Annotated in this window: 20 protein-coding genes; 4 read left to right on the top strand and 16 right to left on the bottom strand. The window is 33.8% G+C overall.

Annotation, left to right across the window (positions count from 1 at the left end; translation table 11 throughout):
• Positions 1 to 145: 145 nt before the first annotated feature.
• The 12 genes from NSU15_RS07355 to NSU15_RS07300 form a co-directional block, all read right to left on the bottom strand.
• The gene (locus tag NSU15_RS07355) at positions 146 to 892 is read right to left on the bottom strand and encodes a hypothetical protein (protein WP_076119909.1); all 747 of its coding nucleotides are present in this window, start codon (positions 890 to 892) and stop codon (positions 146 to 148) included.
• A 36-nt stretch (positions 893 to 928) separates the two neighbouring features.
• Positions 929 to 2,587, bottom strand: coding sequence for a restriction endonuclease (locus tag NSU15_RS07350; RefSeq protein ID WP_076119910.1), 1,659 nt, complete (start codon positions 2,585 to 2,587; stop codon positions 929 to 931).
• Between the two features lie 163 nt (positions 2,588 to 2,750).
• On the bottom strand, positions 2,751 to 3,299 hold the full coding sequence (sigK, locus tag NSU15_RS07345; protein ID WP_339291277.1) for an RNA polymerase sporulation sigma factor SigK: 549 nt from the start codon (positions 3,297 to 3,299) through the stop codon (positions 2,751 to 2,753).
• Positions 3,187 to 4,875 carry a recombinase family protein gene (locus tag NSU15_RS07340; protein WP_339289780.1) on the bottom strand — a complete coding sequence of 563 codons (1,689 nt, stop codon included), beginning with the start codon at positions 4,873 to 4,875 and terminating at the stop codon, positions 3,187 to 3,189. Before NSU15_RS07340 ends, sigK begins: the two co-directional genes overlap by 113 nt.
• A 74-nt stretch (positions 4,876 to 4,949) precedes the next feature.
• Positions 4,950 to 5,102, bottom strand: a complete 153-nt coding sequence (locus tag NSU15_RS07335) for a hypothetical protein (protein WP_339289779.1) — start codon at positions 5,100 to 5,102, stop codon at positions 4,950 to 4,952.
• Between the two features lie 784 nt (positions 5,103 to 5,886).
• A complete protein-coding gene (locus tag NSU15_RS07330) occupies positions 5,887 to 7,137 on the bottom strand; it encodes a hypothetical protein (protein WP_339289778.1) in 1,251 nt (416 codons plus the stop codon).
• Positions 7,138 to 7,666: 529 nt separating this feature from the next.
• Positions 7,667 to 7,858 (bottom strand): hypothetical protein, encoded by a 192-nt coding sequence (locus NSU15_RS07325; protein WP_339289777.1) that lies wholly within the window; start codon positions 7,856 to 7,858, stop codon positions 7,667 to 7,669.
• Positions 7,859 to 7,959: 101 nt separating this feature from the next.
• Positions 7,960 to 8,232 (bottom strand): hypothetical protein, encoded by a 273-nt coding sequence (locus tag NSU15_RS07320; RefSeq protein ID WP_339289776.1) that lies wholly within the window; start codon positions 8,230 to 8,232, stop codon positions 7,960 to 7,962.
• Between the two features lie 181 nt (positions 8,233 to 8,413).
• Positions 8,414 to 8,731 (bottom strand): hypothetical protein, encoded by a 318-nt coding sequence (locus NSU15_RS07315; RefSeq protein ID WP_339289775.1) that lies wholly within the window; start codon positions 8,729 to 8,731, stop codon positions 8,414 to 8,416.
• 15 nt (positions 8,732 to 8,746) lie between these two features.
• A complete protein-coding gene (locus tag NSU15_RS07310; RefSeq protein ID WP_339289774.1) occupies positions 8,747 to 10,897 on the bottom strand; it encodes a hypothetical protein in 2,151 nt (716 codons plus the stop codon).
• 1,335 nt (positions 10,898 to 12,232) lie between these two features.
• The gene (locus NSU15_RS07305) at positions 12,233 to 12,718 is read right to left on the bottom strand and encodes an LAGLIDADG family homing endonuclease (RefSeq protein WP_339289773.1); all 486 of its coding nucleotides are present in this window, start codon (positions 12,716 to 12,718) and stop codon (positions 12,233 to 12,235) included.
• 16 nt (positions 12,719 to 12,734) lie between these two features.
• The gene (locus tag NSU15_RS07300; protein ID WP_339289772.1) at positions 12,735 to 13,106 is read right to left on the bottom strand and encodes a hypothetical protein; all 372 of its coding nucleotides are present in this window, start codon (positions 13,104 to 13,106) and stop codon (positions 12,735 to 12,737) included.
• A 64-nt stretch (positions 13,107 to 13,170) separates the two neighbouring features.
• Here NSU15_RS07300 and NSU15_RS07295 point away from each other — a divergent pair, with 64 nt between their 5' ends.
• Entirely contained in the window at positions 13,171 to 13,506 is a 336-nt protein-coding gene (locus NSU15_RS07295; protein ID WP_339289771.1) for a helix-turn-helix transcriptional regulator, read from the top strand.
• Positions 13,507 to 14,356: 850 nt separating this feature from the next.
• Positions 14,357 to 14,626, top strand: coding sequence for a hypothetical protein (locus NSU15_RS07290; RefSeq protein ID WP_339289770.1), 270 nt, complete (start codon positions 14,357 to 14,359; stop codon positions 14,624 to 14,626).
• A 503-nt stretch (positions 14,627 to 15,129) separates the two neighbouring features.
• Here the strand turns inward: NSU15_RS07290 and NSU15_RS07285 are convergent.
• Complete coding sequence (locus tag NSU15_RS07285; RefSeq protein WP_339289769.1) at positions 15,130 to 16,902, bottom strand: hypothetical protein; 1,773 nt, start codon at positions 16,900 to 16,902, stop codon at positions 15,130 to 15,132.
• 959 nt (positions 16,903 to 17,861) lie between these two features.
• Between NSU15_RS07285 and NSU15_RS07280 the strand changes: the two genes are divergently transcribed.
• The gene (locus NSU15_RS07280) at positions 17,862 to 18,164 is read left to right on the top strand and encodes a hypothetical protein (RefSeq protein ID WP_339289768.1); all 303 of its coding nucleotides are present in this window, start codon (positions 17,862 to 17,864) and stop codon (positions 18,162 to 18,164) included.
• A 436-nt stretch (positions 18,165 to 18,600) separates the two neighbouring features.
• On the opposite strand, the gene NSU15_RS07275 is transcribed toward NSU15_RS07280, so the two are convergent.
• The 3 genes from NSU15_RS07275 to NSU15_RS07265 form a co-directional block, all read right to left on the bottom strand.
• The gene (locus NSU15_RS07275; RefSeq protein ID WP_339289767.1) at positions 18,601 to 19,353 is read right to left on the bottom strand and encodes a DUF6710 family protein; all 753 of its coding nucleotides are present in this window, start codon (positions 19,351 to 19,353) and stop codon (positions 18,601 to 18,603) included.
• Positions 19,354 to 19,677: 324 nt separating this feature from the next.
• Complete coding sequence (locus tag NSU15_RS07270; protein WP_339289766.1) at positions 19,678 to 20,052, bottom strand: ASCH domain-containing protein; 375 nt, start codon at positions 20,050 to 20,052, stop codon at positions 19,678 to 19,680.
• Positions 20,030 to 21,082 carry an N-acetyltransferase gene (locus tag NSU15_RS07265; RefSeq protein ID WP_339289765.1) on the bottom strand — a complete coding sequence of 351 codons (1,053 nt, stop codon included), beginning with the start codon at positions 21,080 to 21,082 and terminating at the stop codon, positions 20,030 to 20,032. The genes NSU15_RS07270 and NSU15_RS07265 overlap by 23 nt, the downstream gene beginning before the upstream one ends.
• Positions 21,083 to 21,362: 280 nt before the next feature.
• On the opposite strand from NSU15_RS07265, the gene NSU15_RS07260 reads away from it, so the two are divergent.
• Positions 21,363 to 22,073, top strand: a complete 711-nt coding sequence (locus NSU15_RS07260) for a SprT-like domain-containing protein (RefSeq protein WP_339289764.1) — start codon at positions 21,363 to 21,365, stop codon at positions 22,071 to 22,073.
• Positions 22,074 to 22,214: the final 141 nt, after the last annotated feature.

The raw sequence follows: 22,214 nt of genomic DNA, 5'->3' as shown, positions 1-22,214 counted from the left end.
TTGAAATAAAGTAACTTTCTTGTGTTCTTATAATCACAGTGCCATAAACTCAATAGTATGTAGGTGTTCAGTTTAATTACCGATTTCGAGAGTCTGCCTAGCCGTCATCCAAAGCTGATCTAAAGAGACCTAGATTATCTACTCACTACGCTCTCTCTTTCAACGTAGCCACCCTCTCAAAGTGAATATATGTCTGCTTTGCTATATCAAACAAATAAACACTCGATGGATTTTCTACATTTTCATAGCTCTCCGACAATACCATTTGGGTTGGTGATAGCGAGTAAAGAACATAAAGATACCTTTTATCAATATCTTCTGGAGTTGGTGAAATGACATAATTCCACTGATGTCGGGTAAAGTCTATCAAGTAAAAATAGGATTTCAAAATAAGGAATGCGTATAAATAGAACTGTCCTATACATATAAGAATTTTTACTACATGTTCTGCTTCTTCCAAACCAGTTATGTTCAATGTGTCGTAAAATGATACTGCAAATACGACCATGTTACACATGAAGACGGTAAAGGTTAATCGGTTAGCCTTGGTTTCTGATAAAGTAAATTTTTTGACTGAACATTTTCCTTTCATCCATTTAATGCAGCATAGGATTCCTAAAATCATAATCCCCAATAAGAATAACACTATGATGATTGCGGCTACGACAATGGTGTATTTCATTTTTACAAATGAAGCATAGATTGCTGTTAGCAATGAACCGTAAGCTAAAAAAAGAACTCCAAGTACCACATATAAAATAATTCTTTGTTGTGTTTTCTGATGCTTCAAATAAAACAAATTATCAAAACTCGAAGATATTAATGCTTTTATCACCAAGTTTATAAGTATTGGAATAGTACCACTGAGCACAATTTTCAATATTGTATCCATTAATATCCCTTTCTCTTTACGGAATCTTCACAAAGTTCACAACTGAATCTTCGCATAAATCCCCTGCTCCTCTAACATATGCAAAAGCACCCGGCCATCAATTAACTCAATGGGCTTGTCCTTGGCAAAGCTTCTGGCATCAGGTCCATACGTTGATGTGGTAACCAAAATTCCCTTCGATGCATTCTCGTTCATCATGGTACCGTATAAGTCTCGGACTGCAGCTACCTCTACAGTATTTTTGTATCTTTTTGCCTGAATTACATATTTCCCACCAAATACAGGACGCGGGTCAAAAGCAATGACATCTACTCCACCATCTCGGCTAGAACGTGTCAGTTTGGATTCAAGTCCAATTTTCGAAAACAAGTTACATACCAAATGTTCAAAATCAAAAGGGTCCATCTCCAAAAGGTTGGTTCGTGTATCAAGAGTAGATATCATATTTCTTTCATTTATAAATCGTTTATCGTACATGACAAGATCGACAATTGGTTTCACTGGGGTGAGTTCAGTTACTGAAGGGGAGAGCTGCGCTTTTAGACCTTTTACACATGCAAGAATATCAACTCTGGCAAGATCGAACTTCATGAATTCTTCTTTCCGAGTCTGAATGGTTAATATGCACGGCCGGATATCGAGCCCTGTACTTAAGTCCACTGTGGATACCACTCCATTAAATACGACAGAATCCAAATGGTTACCTTGGTCGGCTTCAAAAAGCTCATGAAGTGTACGGAGTGCTATTGAAGCAACAAGAATAGAGTATATCTCATTCAATTCTTTGGGTTTAAAAGGAACACCTTTGATCTCATCCCGGCTCTGTGTATACTTATATTCCTTATTCTGTGGTACAGCCGTTACATCCGGTAATTCATACTCTACTAATAATTCTTTGCTCTCTTCTAAATAGAATAAATCAAAGGTTTGCGGAAAAATGTCACTGTAATTGGAACGTTCCAGGACCAGAGTGTTATATGCTTCAATAGCCTCTTTGTCTTTATTGATATAGTTGGTTTTAAAATTATCAATAGAGCTATTATGAGAAGTTATTTCATCTAAAAACAAACGCTTTGCCTCGTCATATTCTGCTCTTGCAGAGCTGAGGAATGTATCATTTTCCTTAATCAGTTCGTTTCTTCTCATTTCTGCAGATTCATAATCACGAAGGGCATAGTTGTATGTATTCTCCGCTGCTTCAATTGCTCTTAGGCGCGCTTTTTTCCCAAGGCCACTGATCTTCTCTACAAAAGAGGGTTCCATGGCAACTCTTGCAAAATAGCTTTCTCTCAGTGGTATAGGGTTTGCTGGAACTGGCTTAACATAAGGTTCTACGTAATCAGGAAATTCATCCTTCTTATAAAGTGATTCGAATGAAATCTTGTCATCCACACCAAGCGTTTCACTTATAATTGACTTAAATTCGTTCAACCGATAAAGAATTTCTTCATTATAATCATTTGTTTCTTCTTTACGTCCTTCTATGTATAGCGCTTTTTGTTCTTTTTCATATGCCTTTTGTTCACGTATCGACTCTTTAATGGCACGCTCATTCTCACGTTCATATTGACGTTGCAGCCTTAAATGCCTTTCTTGCTCACGAATTGCTGCATTCCTTGATCTTTCAGCTGCACGCTGCGCTTTTGCTGTCTCTCTAATAATTTTATTAACTGTACTTCCAAAACTACGAGCCACCTTTATCCCTCCAGATTACGTTAAATAGGATATATTTATCCAAATTATAACATCATATTTCAAATGTTTTACATGGAAACCCTACTTTTTACATAATTCTTTTAAACTATACGTCTAAATTCCGACAACAAAAAGAGTCTGTCTACAGACAGACTCGATACTCTTACCGCTTCGCCTTATAAAACTCATGATACAACTTCATCAGCGCCCTTTTCTCTATCCTCGACACATAACTCCGCGAAATCCCAAGCTCCTTCGCTATCTCCCGCTGCGTCCGCTCTTCCCCACCTGTATCCAATCCGAACCGCCCCACCACAACCTCTTTTTCCCGATCATCCAAAATATCAAGATTACGATAAATCTTGCTCTTCTCAATCTTAAGATCGACCTCTTTAATAACATCATCCGCTTCCGAACCGAGGATATCAATGAGTGTAATTTCATTACCTTCTTTGTCAGTCCCAATTGGGTCGTGCAGAGATACATCTTTACGAGTCTTCTTCAAGGATCTTAGGTGCATCAGAATTTCGTTTTCGATACAACGGGCAGCAAAAGTGGCCAGCTTTGTGCCTTTGTTCGGGCGGTAGCTCTCGATAGCTTTAATCAAGCCAATGGTGCCGATGGAGATTAGATCCTCCATGTCTTCGCCGGTGTTGTCGAATTTTTTGACGTTGTGTACAAAGTCGCACGTCACTTTTACCCAAAAGTTTATCGAAGGTGCCCACCGAAGTGATAGTGATTTCGTTGTTATCTTCGCATTTGATTAAGATCTGCTCGAACAACATTTCAATAATATGCCGTTTGAAATCAAAATCTAACTCGTCGGGATTACCCATCTTATCATTGATTATTTCAATAATTTTAAGTATGTGTTCTATCTCTAACTGGTCCTTTTGTTGTGCAGCGATATGATTTTGGTACTTGTTGAGCTCATCCTTTAAAACAGATGTTTCTATATTTATTTGCTTCATTTCCTTTACCATTTCTTCTTCTGTGATTACGTCCCGTTTGAACATTATCTTAAGCTTTTCTTTTTCCTTCTCCTTTGTTTCCAATTGTTTTTTAATTAAATCGATCCTGTCTTGAATATCATCCATTCCGTTTTCAGCTTTACCTTGAATATGTTTAATAAAATACTCAGGGTCTGTAACCAAGCGTGTAACCTCACCCCAAATGAACTCCTCTAGTAATTCAGCACGGATAACCTGACTTGGACATCTGCTTATCTCAGGGCCATACTTCTTCGGATTTAAGTTTGGGCAACGATAACATCTATATTGCTCTCTCTTCCCTGTATTTTTATTTTCTCTTCCCGAATATGTTGTTGCATCCCACGTTCGTCCACAGTGGGCGCATTTCAAAAGAGATTTAAGTAAGTACTGATATTTCTGATTCCCAACGTGTTTGTTGGTTGTATTTTTTATTTTCTGCTTTTGAGCAAGCTCGTATAAAGCTTCATCGACTAGGGCTGGTATGGATACCTGTATCCATTCTTCTCGGTCCCTAATGTTAATCGTCCTTTTTTGTCTACCACTTTCCGTTACTTGACCCTTTATTTTGTTGGACTTTCTTCGGTTATAGTAGTAATTCCCGATATAAATTTCCGAAGTTAAGATTCGCCCTATGCTTGATGCACCCCAGTTCTTCGATTCCCCTCGCTTTGGCATAACACCTGAGTCATACAAACGGCTCCCAATTTCACGCATCGTTAAATTCTCAAAGACATACCATTCATATATCATTTGTACATATTGAGCTTCTCTCTGGTTTACAATCAATTGCCCCTCATCGTCTTTGTCATAGCCGAAAGGGGCAACACGCATAGGCATTATTTTTTTTTGTTCCTTTACAGCGCGTTCTCGCCCGCGTACAGTCCGTTTTTTTATCAACGATAACTCGTAATTGGCAATAGCAGATAGTATATTAAAGAACAGAATTCCTTCAGGTGAGTTGCTAAATTCAGTATCTGTAAACTTAATATCAACCCTATATTTTTCAAATTCTCTCATAACAATTAATTTATCAGTCATGTCCCGACTAAAGCGGTCAGGGTGTGTGCATATAACCAATTTAATTAAACCATCTGCTACATCCTGTCGTAGTGTAGTCATTACTGGACGAACATCTATATCCTCTCCCGTTGCACCTTCTTCACGGTATATTCGTATATTGGATTCAAAAAAACCTAATTCCAAAGCTCTTTTCTTACACAAATCAACTTGTATATCAAGACTTGTATTATCTATTTGAAGTGCGGTTGAGACTCTTACATATATTGCGACGCTCATCTGATCACCTTTGTCCACATTAATATATTTTATTATGTACAAAGCATAACATTAGTAGAAAGCAAAAGAAGCAGTTACTTGTTTCCAACTTCGGCATATATCAGTTTATCTAAGATATACCGTATTACTTTATCCAAATCATTTTCGGCTATAGAAATTTCTTCATCGGTGTAAAGTGCTTCTTTTTGTTCATATCGCAATTTTAGTTTGGGTTGATATTCGTTCATGCCATCACCTCAATAGAGCCTATGCAAAAGGAGTTTTGTCCCATTACCATCACGTGGATGGCTGATGAGGTGATGTAACTGTACCAAACAACAAATGTGAGCACGATTGAGGAAATCTGCCGAAATGAGCCTTAATCGGCATTTATGTGGCTTTGTAGCATTTAAAGAAGGGGGTTCTCATAGCCAGAAAATGTTTTCTCTCTTACATTCTCAATTATGCTATAAATAGTAAAAATACATATTTTTAATACTTGCTAAAAATATTTCTTAGAGTGAACTTTTCTCGTTTTATAGTAGAAAACATATTTTAAATTTGTGTCCATTTCATGAATTTTAATCTCGAATATGTTCCTTAAAAAAGAAAAGGCCATCCGCAGATGGCCCCTTCTAAATATTTGAACTATACTCCTCGATTTTCTTAGCAAGTCCTGGATCAAGACCCAAGTATCTTAATGTGATTTCGAGCCTTTTATGCCGAAGCTGTTTTTTGATTATAGCAATACTAACACTCTGTTGCTGCATTAGGTGAGCCATTGTATGACGTAACTGGTGAGGAGTCACAGTATATGATACTTGCACCTTCTTATAAATCAGATAAAGTATCTTTCGTAACTGAATATAGGTTAGAGGTTTGCCTTCTAAAAAGTAAACTGCCTTGTCCTCCCAGCCACACCAACGCCCTCAGCCATATTCAACACGCCAGTATAAAAAGGAACGGAGGTATACCAACCAATACTACTGATTGAATTGATTATGAAGAATTGAATTCTTTGAAAATCAGAAATTAATAATCCACACGATCTATAAGTTCTTTACCTCTCCATGACCCCAGATATACTGAACCATAGTTCTCATACAGTTCAATATTATAAGGTAAATGTTCATTGATAATATATTCTTTAGCCATCTCACATGTTTTAATAGCTGACATTAGGTCCTCACGAGAAAACAGCTTTATTTTTTCACTGGTTTTATTATATAAGTTCCATAATCTATCTATTGGATCAGGATGAGTTTTAACCCTATTTCCAGGTGGATACATGTAATGAGAAACTGTTTCGAAAATATCTAAATACAGAAAAAAAAGAACCCCAGATTGTACTAAGAAATCAAATTCAAAATCGCTTTGAAAGTTCGGTCTATTAACAGCTTCAAGATCTGCCTCAAATTCTTGATTTTGTCTATATGAATATATGGTTTGATTCTGAGTTTGTTGATCTATATTTTCCTCATTATGTAGATTTCTTTTCACATGTAAAGGTCGTTGAATTGTTTCTCCTTCATCTAAATGATTCAAAAGGTGATGCGCAATTTCATGTCCAAAAATAAATTCAATTTGTTTATTTGCATGCCTTTTGCAATTTTTGTGAATATTTCGCGGCACTTCTCCACGTGGGTCAAGTTCAAAATCAGCTGCTTCTGTTTCTAGCATAGTTCTAATCGCAATTATTAGTGCTGAAAACGAAACATCTGAGGGTACATTTTTATCGCCAAAGCTAAAAAACCATAAGTTCATATAATAAAAAAAATGTTTTAACACTTCTGATACAACAATTACATTTCCATACTCTGTTTTAACACAAACCCCGTTTGCTTCAAAAGTAAAAATAAATCCCTTAGGTATATCCTTTATTCTTTCTTTGTCTTCCTGAGATAAATGTTCAGTGTAGCTGTCTACTTCTTCCGTAGAAAAATGTTCAGAGAATAGCCATTTACCACTACTATTCTTTTTTCTTGCTAATACAACCCTTTGTAGTCGATAGCTATCAAATAACGCTTCTGCTCGAAACTTCAATAAATAATCAGAAGCATCTTGAGGATTAAAGATTCTATTTATTTCTTCTTTATTACATATAGGTATAAACCAATTTTTCTCTTCAGCCTGAGGGTCGCTTTCATGAAATAGTTCATCTATAGGGACAATAGCAGTATTATAAAATTTGATGAGTTTTAGATCCTCGGGATCTTTCGCGTCAAGTATTCGATTAATAAGACGCAAGTTCTCCTCGTTCGCACGGTGTTTTCTCGGTTTCAAATATTTCCACTCCTTATAAGTAATTAATATCTTTAAGCATCCCAATAAAAGTTTTAGTAAAAAGGAATCTTCTGTCTCATCTTTACTTTACAATAATAGCTTTATAGCATAATGGATTGCATTTCCCCAAAAAATAGCTCTCAGAAATTAATCCCAGCCATCAACCTTGCAATTATCTTCTCGTTTGATTTTCAAAGCCCCCCTTTGTTCAAAATTAAAATCCGACATTTCTCCAACCACCTTACGTAGAATATATGTTAACTGTACTATATCTAATTTCTGCTTTTTGTGACATTTTCCCTACTATATAAACAAAAAAAGTACCTACAAAGGTACTTTTACCTATCATAATACATTAATATATCTTGAACGTATTCCAATTGTTATTTTTCTATCTTCCAACCTCCCATAAGCTTAGGTGATGTCAATCTCGTACCAAATTCATCTACGAAGTAAACATAACTCTGTCTTCACCTGTAATAATATATATGTAATCCAATATCACCCGCGAAATCAAAGTTCCATACGTTTAAACAAACCGCTCTTTCTGAGGATCTTGAAAATAGTACCAGGAATCTGAAACCGTGACGTCAATCTGACTCCAACTGTTGTCTCGCGGTTTGATTTTAAGAATTATGCCGTCAGCCTGCTTGTATATTTCTTTCAGCTTTGCTGTCATTTTCTCAGCATTTTGTTTCAGGACTTGATTTCTGTTGTCCACCACTTTATATACAAGATAGTTAGTCCGCCCTCCGTTATAGGTAAGACTCGCAACAGCACCTGAAATGGACTGAGCTGTTTCTTTAGCAACTTCCTGTTTAGCTATGTTAAAGATATTTTTATTGTTCTGTCCTCATCCGATATTAAATAATAGTTAATCAGAGGATACCAAGTGGTTTCTATGTAATTGAAATCCATTTCATTTTGCAACATGTCTGGAGTAAACAACGGGATTCCATCTCTACTACTTTTTACGAGAGTAGAATTAACTTCTGTTTCAGGTGACTTCATACCATTGGTACCAAAGTAAACTCCCAGAAGTATTACTACTAATACACCAAATAGTGAAATCCCTTTTCCTTTATTCCTTTTCATATTCACTCTCCTAAGCTAACATACTAAAGTGTTACTATTATAAAGATTATTCTTTCCTGCTCAGTGAAATTCCTCCATATGGAATAAAAAGCACCCCACGGGTGCTTTTCTGCTTTAGATCATGAAATATATATAACTGGCCCATAGCTGTCATATCATCACTTTATTCATCCTGTCAGAATTATATGCGAAGGTATTCTTCCTTACACCAAAGCGAGCGATCCATTCGTTTAAGGATTTCTTTTTGATATTCTTGAAATAATGAGTTTTTCAATTCAATGCCCTTACATGTCCAGGGTCGCTTTTTAAATGCAACTATATGACCAGAAGTGAACCATCTTCGAATCTGCCGTTCACTCTTGCTTAAGAAATACGCAATATCTTGAGTTGTGTAATGAGCCTGGTTATCAATTTCATTAAACAACTCAAGAGGAATGAGGTAGTGGCTTGGATTAAGACCATAACGATTGCAATGCAATAAAAATTGTTCATAATTCATATTTCTTATCTCCGATTAAAATTTTGTTAGAGATCCCTTTAGGGCTTCCAACATTTTTTTTGTTTCTGCTAGAATAACAAGCCGTTCTACCTTCTCTAATCCAAGATTTTTTTTTGCTTGATGTGGAATACGTAATATGCTTAATTTATCTTCTAATTCAGCAACCTTTGAAGATATATCTTCCAAACTTTCAAATCCTGAATTACTGAGGTCCATAGGTTCTAAAGGGCTTTTAGGAGTTTTTTGTTTAATACCATTTGGATAATGTACTTTCTCCCATTCTAGTAACTCATCTTTATCAAAGGGGAAATCCAAAGATGCTTCTAAAACTAAGTAATAATATTTTAAAGGAATTATCTCTTGATAACTTTTTTCGTTAACTTTGCTTTTAGCATGTGGATCTTCATTTTCCATTGAGTGACGACAATGGATCTCTGCGGCTCTACGTTTCCACTCTTGAACCATAGGATCGTGATATACTGTACGATTAACAATCGTATTATTAACAGTATGTCGAGTTTCGTAATACGAAAAGTTGTTAATTTCTTCGTGATTTAAGATCCCTCCGAACTGATTTCTAACTTTAAAAATCCATGATGTTAATGCCTTAGAACTGGAGTATCTTGCTTTAGGATTGGAAATGTAATTACTTGATCTAAAAAAATATCCCTTTCCTTTTGTTTCTGGAGCCTTTTCATAAATCATTTTCAGATATAAATTCATATAATCAACTAGTCTGGGGACAATTAATGATCCGTAAGCTGGTGAGGGGCTATATCCTCCTTTCGCAATTTCGTTTGTAATCCAAATTCGGCTCCAACCATTATCATCAGTCAACGAAGTTCTGATCAATTCTGCTTCATCACCTGTAATTTTTATTTTGTATTTTTTCAAATAACCATAATCATCATGATTTGGATTATCCTCTATATCTAAATGTTTATTTATTTCTAAATCAAGCAACTCAACGGGACGTATACCCGTCATAAATCCCATCAACATTTGGCAGGCTCTTTGTACGTTAACTAAGGGAGTAGGAGATAAATTATTGACCTTTACAAAGAGATCTACAAGTTGACTTCTGGTCGCATACACTTTCCTTCTTGGTTGCTTAGCAACAGGTCTTTGATTTATATTTTTCTTAATGAAACGTTCAAATCGCTTTTTCATTAATTTAATTCTTGTCCATTCTTTATGACTGTTAAAAGAAGTATCATCATCTATAAGAGAATCTTCTAATGCTCTTTCGTAAGCATCTTCTTCAAGCATTAATTTATAGTATAGAAATGGCCGTAGATTGTGAACGACGCTCAGTTGCGTTGTCTCAGAATAACCAACAAACAAATTTTCTTTATCGTGTTCGTCAATTGTTCTAACATCAAACGTCATGGACTTGATTATTTCTTCTTCATTGTGCTTTAATTTCCTAAAATGAGCAATGACACTCGATGGCATAAGATCTCCGTTATTTTGAGCTATTGCTAGCTGCTCTATATATTCTTCAGTATTGGGGTTAATTTGCGCTCGGTAACATTTCATTTTATATAAATTTCGTACTAAGCGTGAAATCTGAAAGTCGGCTGTTGTCTCTTTATTGATTTTTGTTTTAACATAATCAACACCATCGAAAGAAATCCCTTGGTTTTTTAAACGGTAACTCTTAAATTTATTGATATCATCTTGAAGGTTAGCATCAAGAAGTCCAAAATAATAATCTGTTGATACCTTCTCCTCATCATTGCGATTAAAAGAAACGTTATATCGTCTTTCTTCCAAAAGATTAATGTTATGTCTGAACCAAGCTTTATTCCATTTTCTAGTAGAAAGTCTGATTTCGAATATCGTTTCTTGATCAATATAACTTATAAGCGTCATAATGTTTTTCTCAGATCGATTCAACTCTTCTCTAATGGCAGTTAATGAGTCGAAATTCAAATTTATTTCTTCTAACTTTGTTTTGCTGAATAATAAAGGAAATCCCATCCCTCTTCTTGCATATGGTTGTACTTCTTTGCCAATTTCAAAATACGCAGTACCGCGTTCTATTTTTTTATCTGCAATAATTTGGAGTAGCTCTGAATTAACAACTCCTAATAATTTAGCAGCCTCCGTGACACTAAGTAATTCTGTATTTAATTGTTTCTCTAATTCAAGTTTTGTGAGCATTTCTATCTAATCTCCTCCTTTGAAGAAACGGACTTAACGGACATAATGAACTATTTCTTGAGGGCACCATGTCGCTAACACCTCCTAAAATGTGAACCTTATGTCCGTCATGTCCGTAACCCATAGTAAAAGTAAGTGACTTCTTGTGAAGGCTGAATATTTCGATGCGATCAAGCGAATTCAGTTAATGCTTAAGAGGAAATAAGAATTCTGTTGGTACCACTCACTAAAATCCTAGATTATCTTAGTTATCACTCTTCCGTTGCCCAAAGGTGTAACACACAGGGAGCAACTCAAACTTTACCCGTCACTCGCCGTGTGGCAGGCAACGCGGTTGTTAGTCATGTGAAAATGTGCTTGCAGGTCAATTAACAAGACGAATGCTTCGCTGCCTTTTTAGGATTATTTCAGTTCTGCTGGCTCTCCCTTCTAATATTATGGTTTTTATTTTATTTACATGGTGGCTCTTGAAAAATTATCATCGCGGCTCTCCAACGTTAATTCACTATGCTAATAGCATGAGCTTTATCGATTTAGAAAACAACGCTTAAAAATTACCATTATATGTTTTTTTGCATCTGTTTATATTTCAAAAAAAAGTAAAAGGTAATCCAAGTTTCAGGATTACCTTTTACCTCTTGCTGTTTCTTTTCATGTTCTCTAGCATCTGTAATTCACTTATTAAGTAATCAAACAACTCAGAAACTTTTCTTATGACTTTAGTGATTTCCTTTTCATTATTACTTTTCAAATGGGACAGTTCTTTAATAATCTTATTCTTCTCATCACGCGGATTATATACTTTCTTATTTAGCAACAACCAACTGTTATCTACTTTTACAAATGAAATTAGCTGTTGTAACATGCCGCTTTCGTTACAGTGTATGCATTCCCATTTGGTTGTTTTAATGTCAATTCTACATTCTCTTCCACAATGGAAACATGAGAATATAATAATCGGTTTTTGCAAATAATATGAAACATTGTATTGTATAAAAAAGGAAATTAGTATTTTTTCATAATTCGCATCCAATATTAGTTAAGCAACTCCTTAAATGTTCGATGACAAACTAAAGATTCTTTCATATAGCTCTTAAAATCAACACCGTATATTACATACTTTCTCCCGAAACAATAAGACCTCAATTGCCCTTTTTCGCAATATCTTCTAATCTGTCTTGTTGATAAGCCCGTGATATTCGATATATCAGCAGGTGTCAAAAGGGCATCATCAGGAATACTCCTAATAAACGAGTTATTTATCACAGGTACTATACCAAATCGATTTTCAAAGTCAATTCTTTTAGTCAATGCAATTTCATCCTTCCTCGCTAATTATAATAAACCAAAATACTCTTCCTCCATTATCAAGCTCCTATTGTATCCACCATTATTCAATAGCTCACGAACTGATAGAATTCTTTCCAATCCCTCTTTGGTTTTACCTTCTCCTTTCCACATTTTATAACAGATAATTTTAAATTTTTCGAAATCATTCTTTTTCACATTGATCATAGGGTAGTTATCAAAATAGGGGATTATCACTTCTACTAAATCAATTAATTTGGTGACTGCAAAAGTTACGGCTTTGTTTGAAAAATATATCCTTCCACATTTAAGGAAGTTCCTTATTTTATAGAGAATAAATTTATCTTCTTTTTTCAAGCTAATTCGAAATTCTGCACTTAAATATATTTTATCTTTACCTTTTCTTTTGCATAAAGCAAAACAACCTTCACCCATAGAAAACCCCGTTACGAGGCCGCTCATGTATTCATCGTTTTTAGGGAGTCTTTCTAAAATCTCTCGATTTGAATGCATTAATATCCTCCATTTTTTATATTTTTCTTTTGTAGTACCAAACGTAATCTGTACCTACGTATAACTTGTATTTGCTAAATAACAGAGCATCCTCAGCTTTTTTCTGATAATATAGCTCATAGTAAGATCTCAAAAATCGGATGTTTTCTTCGTTGGTTTTATAACATTTATATTCTTGTAGCGGTATGGGAAATGCATTTACAGTCGTAACTGGACTTGGACAATCGTAATAATAGATTTCAAACTTTTTGTATTGGTTAATACATGATAATCTTTCTTCAAAAAACAACTCACCTTTCTTCTTGTATTTATATAGGTTCTTCTTTACTTCAAGTACGTTCTCTCCCCAAATAACCTTTTCCATGATTTCATCAATTGTAACTTTCACTTTTTCGAGTTCCTTTCCAACCATATTTTAGTATTGTATAATTTAACTCAAGGGGGGGGCTGACATGAATACCTTAGGACAACAGATTCGAACAATGCGTAGTCAAACTAAAATTGGCCTTAATGATTATGCTCAAAAACTTGGCGTGTCTGCTGGGTACTTGAGCAACTTGGAAACAGGTAAAACTGATACTATACAGTTAAAGGTTCTTGATACAGTACTAAACGATTTGGGGTTCTCAGCTATGGACGTCGATACTTACTCAACAACAGAACAACGATTAAAGAGGATTAATTCCTTATTGTTAAACTTACATAAAGAATCACCAGAAGCATTTGAATATTTTGCAAGTAATTTGGAACAGGGCATCAATTTATTTTCCAGCTCTCACATTAAATAGTATGTATATCTAATATGGATTTAATTCATTTTAATGAAATTATTTTTCATAACGGTAAATATCGCATTAAAAAAGAAGTAACCGCTAAAATTGTGACACATAGATTTCTTAACAGTGTCTGAATATTAATTCGAGTGTCGATAACCGATAGATCACTAACGCCAATTCTGCGCGAGTGATCGTACAAAAATCGCCTTGGGTATCAAATTTTCCCAAGCCGTCATCCCTTATGTTGGCAAACGATAACTAAATTCGCCAAAATGATTTATATTCTTTTCATTGGAAATTAGATACATCAAAAAGCTGCTATCAACTGGATAGCAGCTTTTTGACCTTCTATTCTCTCTGAGAACAAACAACTTTTCATTCCAAGTTAAGCTCTTCTTGGATACCAAGTGTGTTCTTTAGTAATTCAAAAATTTCTTCAAGTTTTTGATTTTGACTATTCAAATGTTTAGTTTATCCATATTTTTCATAAAAATAATTAGGATACGGAATAAATTCCGCTATGCTTAAGCCACATTTTGAGATATTAATAAAGTTACTTGAGAATGAATTATTTTCCTTTTACTCTATTTATGATTTTATCAATGTAGAAGATAATATAGAAAACTTAATGGGTAATTTGGACCTCGATGAATTAATATACACTATTAACATTTTAAGTGTTTATTATGAAAATAATAATATTGATTCTTTTCTATTTAAGCTTTTATGCAAAGAGAAGTTGAGTTCAACAATTAAAGATTATATAGAAAATATAAACACTTCGGATTACTGTGATAATTAAAACATCGGCACGTTAATAGAAGAAAATACTAGGGTCATCTACTTCGAAGGAGATAATGAAGTGGATTTTGATAAAGATTCTATAATATCATCTTTGGAGAACAAAATAAGTGACGATCTTGAAAAAGAGATAATAGAAAAATTATCTTCACTGGATGAAGGTATCAATAGTATCATAACACTACCAGAAACATATGATCTTAATATAGCTGATATAGATAATGCAATCGACCAATATTTCAAAGATTATGATTTTGATTCTGATGATTATCACGCTGATAGATCCTTAGGATCGTATATTTCGGAAATTGAAGCTATATTTGAACGTTAAAGTTTTCTTAAGAGGTTTGATCATTGTTAGTATTCCCGTTAAAAGAACACAAAACACTAACGGGAGGTTAGTGTATCATATTTTCTTAATTCACGCGGGTCTGTCAATAATTTTTTGTAAACTCTTTTAAGCACAGATTCCCCAAAGGGGAATTCACGAAATCAAACCAAGCATTGACTAATCCGACCAGAAAAAACCAAAACTTGTAATAACCACCCTAGTTTTGGATATGCCCCGTCCATTTCCGAGTAACGTCGACGGAGGCCAAATAGAGTATTTTGAGCAAAGCGTCACCTGTGGAAAGATGCTATTCCCCTTATTAATGTCCTCGTTACGACACGTACCTTGTGAAGCTGCAGATTAGGTGAATAATGCACTTTTGGATTTCATCCGTGGATAGCAGAACTCAATCGCTTGAAAAACCCAGACAGGTTGTCCACACAGACAATGAGAATGCCCGTGATTCTTCAGCTCATTCAGCACGCTCGCTAAGCCAGACCTTTTCATGGAGCACATACTATATATCCATCTACATTAAGTTCTTTACATGATAATATATATGACTGGATAAGCCAGAATATCTGAGTCGTTTCAAGTCTCGAAGTGTTTCCATTTCTTAATGCAAGCAACTGACTTTTTAGATCTGATAATGAGATAAAGTTCACTACTAAATATACTTGTTTCTTAGTATTAGGCGCTAATATTGTTTTAATAAACATTTCTAATCCACGTTCTACCTGGTTGCCCTTTCTAATACGTTTGATATTCGATGATGGATATTCACTATTATTATACATACTTTTCCATTTAGTCTTTTTTTTGTTAAGTGCAACCGATGAAGTATAGATATTCCCTAGATTTTTCTGTGCTTGAGAAACTACATCATGAAAATTAGAGGCACTCAATCCAACTTTCCCGTGTTTTGCATGATAAAATGATACTGATTCATGTGACCTTATCTCTATATAATCTGCCCACTCATTACCTAGATCATCGCAGAAGAGATATGTTGCTCCTGAAGACATATGCGTTTCTATAAAATTAAAGATTGAGTTATTTGTAAATGAACTAGTTGCTAAATTTGTTCCACCCTTTTCGGAAGTGCAACTCTTTAATCGTGAATTGGTTATAAACGCTTTAAAAAAATAATCCAAGTTGCCTAACATTCTATGGTCTTTGAATAGTTTTTTCGACCAATAAATATATCCAACATCATTAAATGTGATTTTATAGTTTTGTGTCTTGTTGAAGTATGTAAGTAAATCAAATTGCTCATCATTACTATCTACGAATAATACATGTTTTAACATTGTTGAAGTGAGGGTTATAGCACTTTTATTGATCTTTAATTTTAAACTATTATCATATTTATTTTTTATGTTGTATCTCTTATATCCGAGGACTTGTTCTTCTTGAATTGGCAAAACTTTTTCATATCTTTTCAAAAATCTTAAAAGGTTAATCTCCCTACCTTTATATGTAGCTGCTTGAATTTCTCCATTCTCATACCACCTGAACAATTCCTCTAAAATAAACAATATACTTATCGGTGTAATCTGCTCAATATCATCCTCAAATGACGAGGGAGAAGAAAAATTATTTAAAAAAGTTTCCTTGGGTGCAGATGTATTAACTTTATTAATTACTTCGGTTACCCAAGTAAAGTATATATCCAAATTCGATTTGTTACCTAACTTTCCTATTTTAGAAGTGTTTAATGCTAAAGAAATTTTTTCGTCTTTATTTACCAATCTGATATTTCTTAATATATACCCACTCGAATTAAATGGGGATATGGATTCTTTTAAATCTCTTGCCATAAGATTTTTACTTCTGATGACGTTATCCGAAACATCCATATTATTCATTGAAAGTTTTTCGAACTGAGTTGAATCCTCAACAAACAAATTTGAAAGAATACTATAATCGATTTCTTGAGTGTAACCCTTTAAAAGATCATCGAGTCCAGAAATACTCTTTTTACTTATTATAATATAATTATCAAATTCAACGATTAATAAAAAGCTTAACTTAATCTCTTTAATCCTCTCATTATTAAGAAAACTAGGTTTTGCCTCATATTTGAAAATGCACAACGAGAAAACAATGGAATGACCATTAGTTAACGTCATGGTGTCTTTCACCGAATTATATAAATATGGGCCAACCTTCTTTTTAGATACATTAGTAAAAATGCGTGATATATAGGTTTTTGATAATGTTTTTATTTTCCTATAAAAATAAGCATTCTCATTTATAACTACATCTTCTATCATCAATATCCTCCATCTGTTTATCCACTTTAATTTTACATTCTAATACTTTTACCGTTGTGATATTAGATTAAATGCTCTTTATTTTCCTCATATCGATATTCAATCTCACGCACTTGAAGTTAAGATGAGACTGCAATTATAATCACTTTTTAATTAAAAACGGTGGTATTAGGATAATATTTATAGCGGAGAACATTGACCTTAAGTATCTATTAAAAAGTGAATACTAAATGAAAACAAAGTGGACCACAAGGTGGCCACTTTATTTAATAATTCACATTAAGCTATTTGTAACTCGTGTATGCATTTGAACCTCTAACCTGAATTGAAACATTTTTTTTACATGATGAACATTTAGTGCTACTAGTAGTAGTACTTCCGCTTTCTGAATTGCTCGTTACTGTTCTCAATAATCTACCACATGGACAAACCACATCTACTTTCACGTAATTAGACATATTTAAACCCTCCTGTATAGATATTTAGACCTACATGAAATCATTCCATCCCATTATATCCCATTAATATTATTCTTTCTATTATAAAACAGACTTTCCATCTAATATCTTCGCTTTCCTCTTTCCGAAAAAAATCAACATTAACTAAAATGTACTTAATGAGTACACTACATCGGTAATGAATATTTATGGAAAATATGTTTACACTCTAAATAGACGAAAAGGGATGTTATTACGGAACTCATGAAAATGCGAGGTTTTGATACAAAAAAATAAAGTTAGTACGACATCAGGACCCAAATTACGATACTAAATTTCTTTATAAAAATGGCATACTTGATTTTTTTCAAATCCTCCAAAGCGAGGATGTATTTGGAGAATGCGATTATATTATATCCTTTTTAGGGGAGGAAGGTAGAAAACCAGTATTTATAGGAGCTTATAAAAAAAGTCTCACATTTTGACCCAAATACAACCTTTATTCCTCCTAGTTATCCCTATATGGATAGTTTAAACGAACCACTCTTTCATTATGAGTTCAGTAAAATTGATTTACTCCTTGATATGATTGTTTGTCTTGTTATCGATTGGGGATCATCAATTAGAAGCTGGCATCAATGGCTACATGAAGATCGATCAAAGCAAGTAGTAGAAATATTACCTTTTGGGTATATCAAAGAGTTCCCAGGTTTTATGGAAACGACTTTAACTTATGAGGAATTAAGCACAATCGTTAAAAATCCCGACGCTAACCGCATTGGCACACGATGCTCTCATCTGTTGCAGGCATTTACCTCGTCGTAAATACTACAAACAGGGAATCAGTATGTGGGCTCCGCTAGTGGGTAGCACGGACTATTAGGGCGTTGGCGGAATTACGTAGACATTCCTCATGGAGGGAATTCCAGACTAATTAATTTGTTACAAACCGACCCAAGCCGTTATAAATCATTCCAATTTTCAATTTTGCATACTTTGCCTAAATCAATGGTTCCCGTACAAGTTTATGCGTTCGAAAATCTATACAAACAAAATTGCTTTATCTGAACTACTGCATAGCCATATGGAACTAGGAGGATTTGAAGCAGAGTAGGACGTTCCTGAGTTTGGGTTAAATGGAAATTAGTTAAGGCATACCTATTATTAGCTAATGATAATTGGTTTAATAATAATGGAAATCAGCAAAAAAGCTACGACCCAAGTCAGGTCGCAGCTTTTTTCTTGTGTGTTAAAGTTTTCGTTAAAAAGAGATACCCTTCATGATCATAAGACGACCTATTTCAAAGATAGCAGCAAATTCGACATCCTCAACTGGAGCTATTACTGTATTATCTATTTTTCTGAAATAATATTTACCGTCAGTAAATATATGTTTATAAAGTTCACTTATATTAAATGTGTTTTCTGGTTTTATCGTACCACCCCCTTGTATTATTCCAGATGCGATTGAATGGTTTCCTCCATTTACCCAGGTTACTCCAATAGGCAACCATAAGTCGGTATAATGATTATCAAAGTCTTGTTTCCATCCACCGCGTACTCTTTTATCCCCTATATAACTTATTGCATTAATCAACCTCTCTCTTTTCCATGGCCAAGGCAAGATTAAATCTTTATGTAATTGTATTTCCTTTGTACTTTTTTCCTCCTTCATCAACTGATATGCTCTTTTACCGTCATTAGTTATAGGGATTGATTGGTCAAAAAATAGCTGCCCAGAAGAAATGCCTGGCAATTCAGATTCATCATTACAATAAATTAAGGAAGTTAGATATTTTGTTTGGGTAGTCTTTCCGACTAACCGTACAACATCCAGAATTGGATGCTCATTACCTTTGGAAGAATATTGTTTATATATATTTTTACTCCTACTATGTTCTAAAACTGCTTGAGCGAATTCTAATATATTTTGAAACTTTTTCTGTTGAATATTAAGTTTCCTGCTTTCTGGTAATTGAGCTATTCTCATTTTGTTTAGTAAGTCGAATAACATTACACACCTCCTAAATAAATTAAGTAGATTATACTAATTTTACTCAGAGGAACTTGATATAGCACCAGTATCAGAATATAAAAGTCCAAACAAAAAATTTGGTTATATGAAACGACTGATTTAATGTGATTATTCCTAATGTGAAGCTGAATATTAGACGATAACTTAGTTGGTTTATTGATATAGAATAGAATTTTTCAAAACGATAATTATCTTATTGAGTTATGATTCCTTGTAATAAGGCATCGTTGTTGTCCTTACCCATAAGGTCTTTATTTTCAATAAATAAGTAGTGGTTTCAACTAACAGATAAAAATATCTCTTTCATTCAATATAACAGAACGATTGAGGAGCTTTAAACAATTTATTATCAAACCTTGGATCAATAGGTATTTCATATTGTGTTACTTTCCCAATTTTTATAGCATATCCATTATTATGATTCTCAAAATACTTATCAAAAAAAATCCGAGAAATTCCAGAATGTTTTTTGGTTTTTGACCAAATTTGATCAGGTTTATCCTGTAATATCCCTTCAATCTTAAATTCCCCAACAATTTTCCCTTCAGGCATTGTAGAGTAAACAACGATTGTATCTATATCTTTATTTTTAAATACTAATTTACGATATTCATATTTTTTTTCTCCATTGAATATTTTTTCTACAAATTCAGGCTTAATCGACAATAAGACTCTCATGTATATCACCTGCCATAATTATTGACTCAAATTGTGTTTCTGTTAAGTTAATAAACGTCCAACGTTCGTTTGGATCTATCCCCACTTCATCTATTAATCGTTCTCGCGTAAGCCTTTTGCGTAATGCAATGTTATAGGTCATTTTTATTACATTTATTCTTTTATGTTCTTCATAAAATCCTTTTAATTCTTCAGTAGTAAAAATACTGTGCTTCTTACAATAATCAATGAAATCAATGCTACTAATAAAGTCACTTTTTGATTTCATTTCTTCCACAACACAAATGGATGTCGCAACCGAACGATACTTCGCTGGACCCTTTTTATCTGACGTTCGGTATATTACTATCAGATCTCCTGAATTCAAGTTCGAAATGGGTGCAAAACTAATATATGCTTTATGAATACTATTCGTATGAGAAACGTCTTCAATTACATTAAAACTTTCATTTCTTAAAATAGAATCAGGAAACAATCGTGTGTGAAACTCTGGAAAGATTGACAGTAAATATTTCTTCTTCCCTTTTTGACTGACACGTGGATAATCAAGCAGTTGATCATTATGGATAGCCTTTAACGATTTCAATAATACAAGCTCTTCACCCGTATGGTTTTCTTTTTTTCCGTAATCAACAAATCCATATTTTTTAAATAAGGCAACCAGTGGTTCGTGTCTCTTAAATACCGTGACGTAGATACATTCTACTTTAGTATCAATAGCTAAATCTATGGCCTTTTTAAGAAAACGTTCTCCTAATCTTGTACCATGCGGATTTATCTTTAGTGTACCAATCTTTAACACCTTACCATATTGAATATTAGGTAATACGTCTAAAATGGGACCATTCTCAACTTTCAAATACAAAAATGCTTCCAGAGTTTTTCCTTCATTATAGAGAACATATGCTTTTTCTTTTGATTTACGACTAAACCATTCTTCGAATCCACTATAATCATCCTTTAATGAATCAAAAAATGTATCTTTTAAATTTATTTCATTAAATTGAATATGTTGAATTAAGCCTTCCATGAGCTTATCACCTCGTCATAGTTATCCACCTACGTCGAGCCTACCATATTTTCCTTAATCTTAATATTACTAATATATCTTTCCAAAAGAACACTCCCTATTAGACGGAAACATGTGTTCCCATTTCATTATACATCAACAGCTACAGAAAGAAACGTTCTTTAGTAAACATATACTATGTATAGCACGTTTACTCTATTATCAAGTATGTTTCTCCTTTCTCATCTTAAAATTATATGGTAAATTATTGAAAACAATATACGACTGTAGGAGGAAATTTATGCACTACGTTTCTATAAGTTTTAACAAAAGAACGTTTAATAAAGTGAATTATCGCAAATATAGCGAAGAAGAGTTTATTGCACTGGTTTATAAAATTTCTAATGAATCTGATATACCCAAACTTCCACCCATTGAATTTTATAACATGGACATGATTGGCCTCTGTGAAATTGGTAAAAAAGGCTCGCAGTATCATATATATAGACTTGCATTCAATAAAAAATTACTTGATGGCAAAAGTTATACTAAATCTCAAATAGTCGATGTTATAAAACACGAATTATCTCACATAATCGCTACACTGCTGTACAACGATAATTGCAAACATGATTCACGATGGGAAGATATTGCTAAAGAATTAGGATGTAATCCTTCTCCATCTGCCTGTCTTACTCAAATGGATATAAATCTAATAATCCAACCCATTCCGCAACCTAGCAAGCAGTACTTTATACTACGTTGTAAGAAATGTGGTAAATCAATACGTGAAGTAAACATATTAATTGATCTTTTTCATCTATTCTTAATGAGTGAATCCAAACTTCCTATTACCTTGGGATCATTAACAACAAAAAGTGAATGCTGTAAGTCTACATATACTTTCGAGGCTAGAGTTGATTCAATGCTAAGACAATTAAAGAGGGCAGGCGAACTAACTTCGCTACAGGAGTATCTCTCTAACTATCTAGTGGAGAAAGGTACAAAGTAATTTTCTTATGGACCTTCGGATCGAAGCTCCTCTAATAAAAGATACATCATTCATTTTTGTCCCCAGCCTTACTAAGCGTTCTCTAAGTGATTTTTGCATGCAGGTAAACTAGATTATTCATTTCCTTGAATTAAAATAATG

The sequence above is a fragment of the Paenibacillus sp. FSL E2-0201 genome (assembly GCF_037963325.1).
Lineage (GTDB): Bacteria > Bacillota > Bacilli > Paenibacillales > Paenibacillaceae > Paenibacillus_AQ.
Note: the sequence above shows the minus strand (reverse complement) of the source record. Positions and strands in the feature narration are given on the sequence as shown.

What these genes read in the sequence shown, in the direction of transcription:
- NSU15_RS07355 (WP_076119909.1), bottom strand. Translation starts at nt 892, where the DNA reads ATGGATACAATATTGAAAATTGTGCTCAGTGGTACTATTCCAATACTT.
- NSU15_RS07340 (WP_339289780.1), bottom strand. Translation starts at nt 4,875, where the DNA reads ATGAGCGTCGCAATATATGTAAGAGTCTCAACCGCACTTCAAATAGAT.
- NSU15_RS07335 (WP_339289779.1), bottom strand. Translation starts at nt 5,102, where the DNA reads ATGAACGAATATCAACCCAAACTAAAATTGCGATATGAACAAAAAGAA.
- NSU15_RS07320 (WP_339289776.1), bottom strand. Translation starts at nt 8,232, where the DNA reads ATGAAAAGGAATAAAGGAAAAGGGATTTCACTATTTGGTGTATTAGTA.
- NSU15_RS07315 (WP_339289775.1), bottom strand. Translation starts at nt 8,731, where the DNA reads ATGAATTATGAACAATTTTTATTGCATTGCAATCGTTATGGTCTTAAT.
- NSU15_RS07310 (WP_339289774.1), bottom strand. Translation starts at nt 10,897, where the DNA reads ATGCTCACAAAACTTGAATTAGAGAAACAATTAAATACAGAATTACTT.
- NSU15_RS07305 (WP_339289773.1), bottom strand. Translation starts at nt 12,718, where the DNA reads ATGCATTCAAATCGAGAGATTTTAGAAAGACTCCCTAAAAACGATGAA.
- NSU15_RS07295 (WP_339289771.1), top strand. Translation starts at nt 13,171, where the DNA reads ATGAATACCTTAGGACAACAGATTCGAACAATGCGTAGTCAAACTAAA.
- NSU15_RS07285 (WP_339289769.1), bottom strand. Translation starts at nt 16,902, where the DNA reads ATGATAGAAGATGTAGTTATAAATGAGAATGCTTATTTTTATAGGAAA.
- NSU15_RS07280 (WP_339289768.1), top strand. Translation starts at nt 17,862, where the DNA reads ATGGATAGTTTAAACGAACCACTCTTTCATTATGAGTTCAGTAAAATT.
- NSU15_RS07275 (WP_339289767.1), bottom strand. Translation starts at nt 19,353, where the DNA reads ATGTTATTCGACTTACTAAACAAAATGAGAATAGCTCAATTACCAGAA.
- NSU15_RS07270 (WP_339289766.1), bottom strand. Translation starts at nt 20,052, where the DNA reads ATGAGAGTCTTATTGTCGATTAAGCCTGAATTTGTAGAAAAAATATTC.
- NSU15_RS07265 (WP_339289765.1), bottom strand. Translation starts at nt 21,082, where the DNA reads ATGGAAGGCTTAATTCAACATATTCAATTTAATGAAATAAATTTAAAA.
- NSU15_RS07260 (WP_339289764.1), top strand. Translation starts at nt 21,363, where the DNA reads ATGCACTACGTTTCTATAAGTTTTAACAAAAGAACGTTTAATAAAGTG.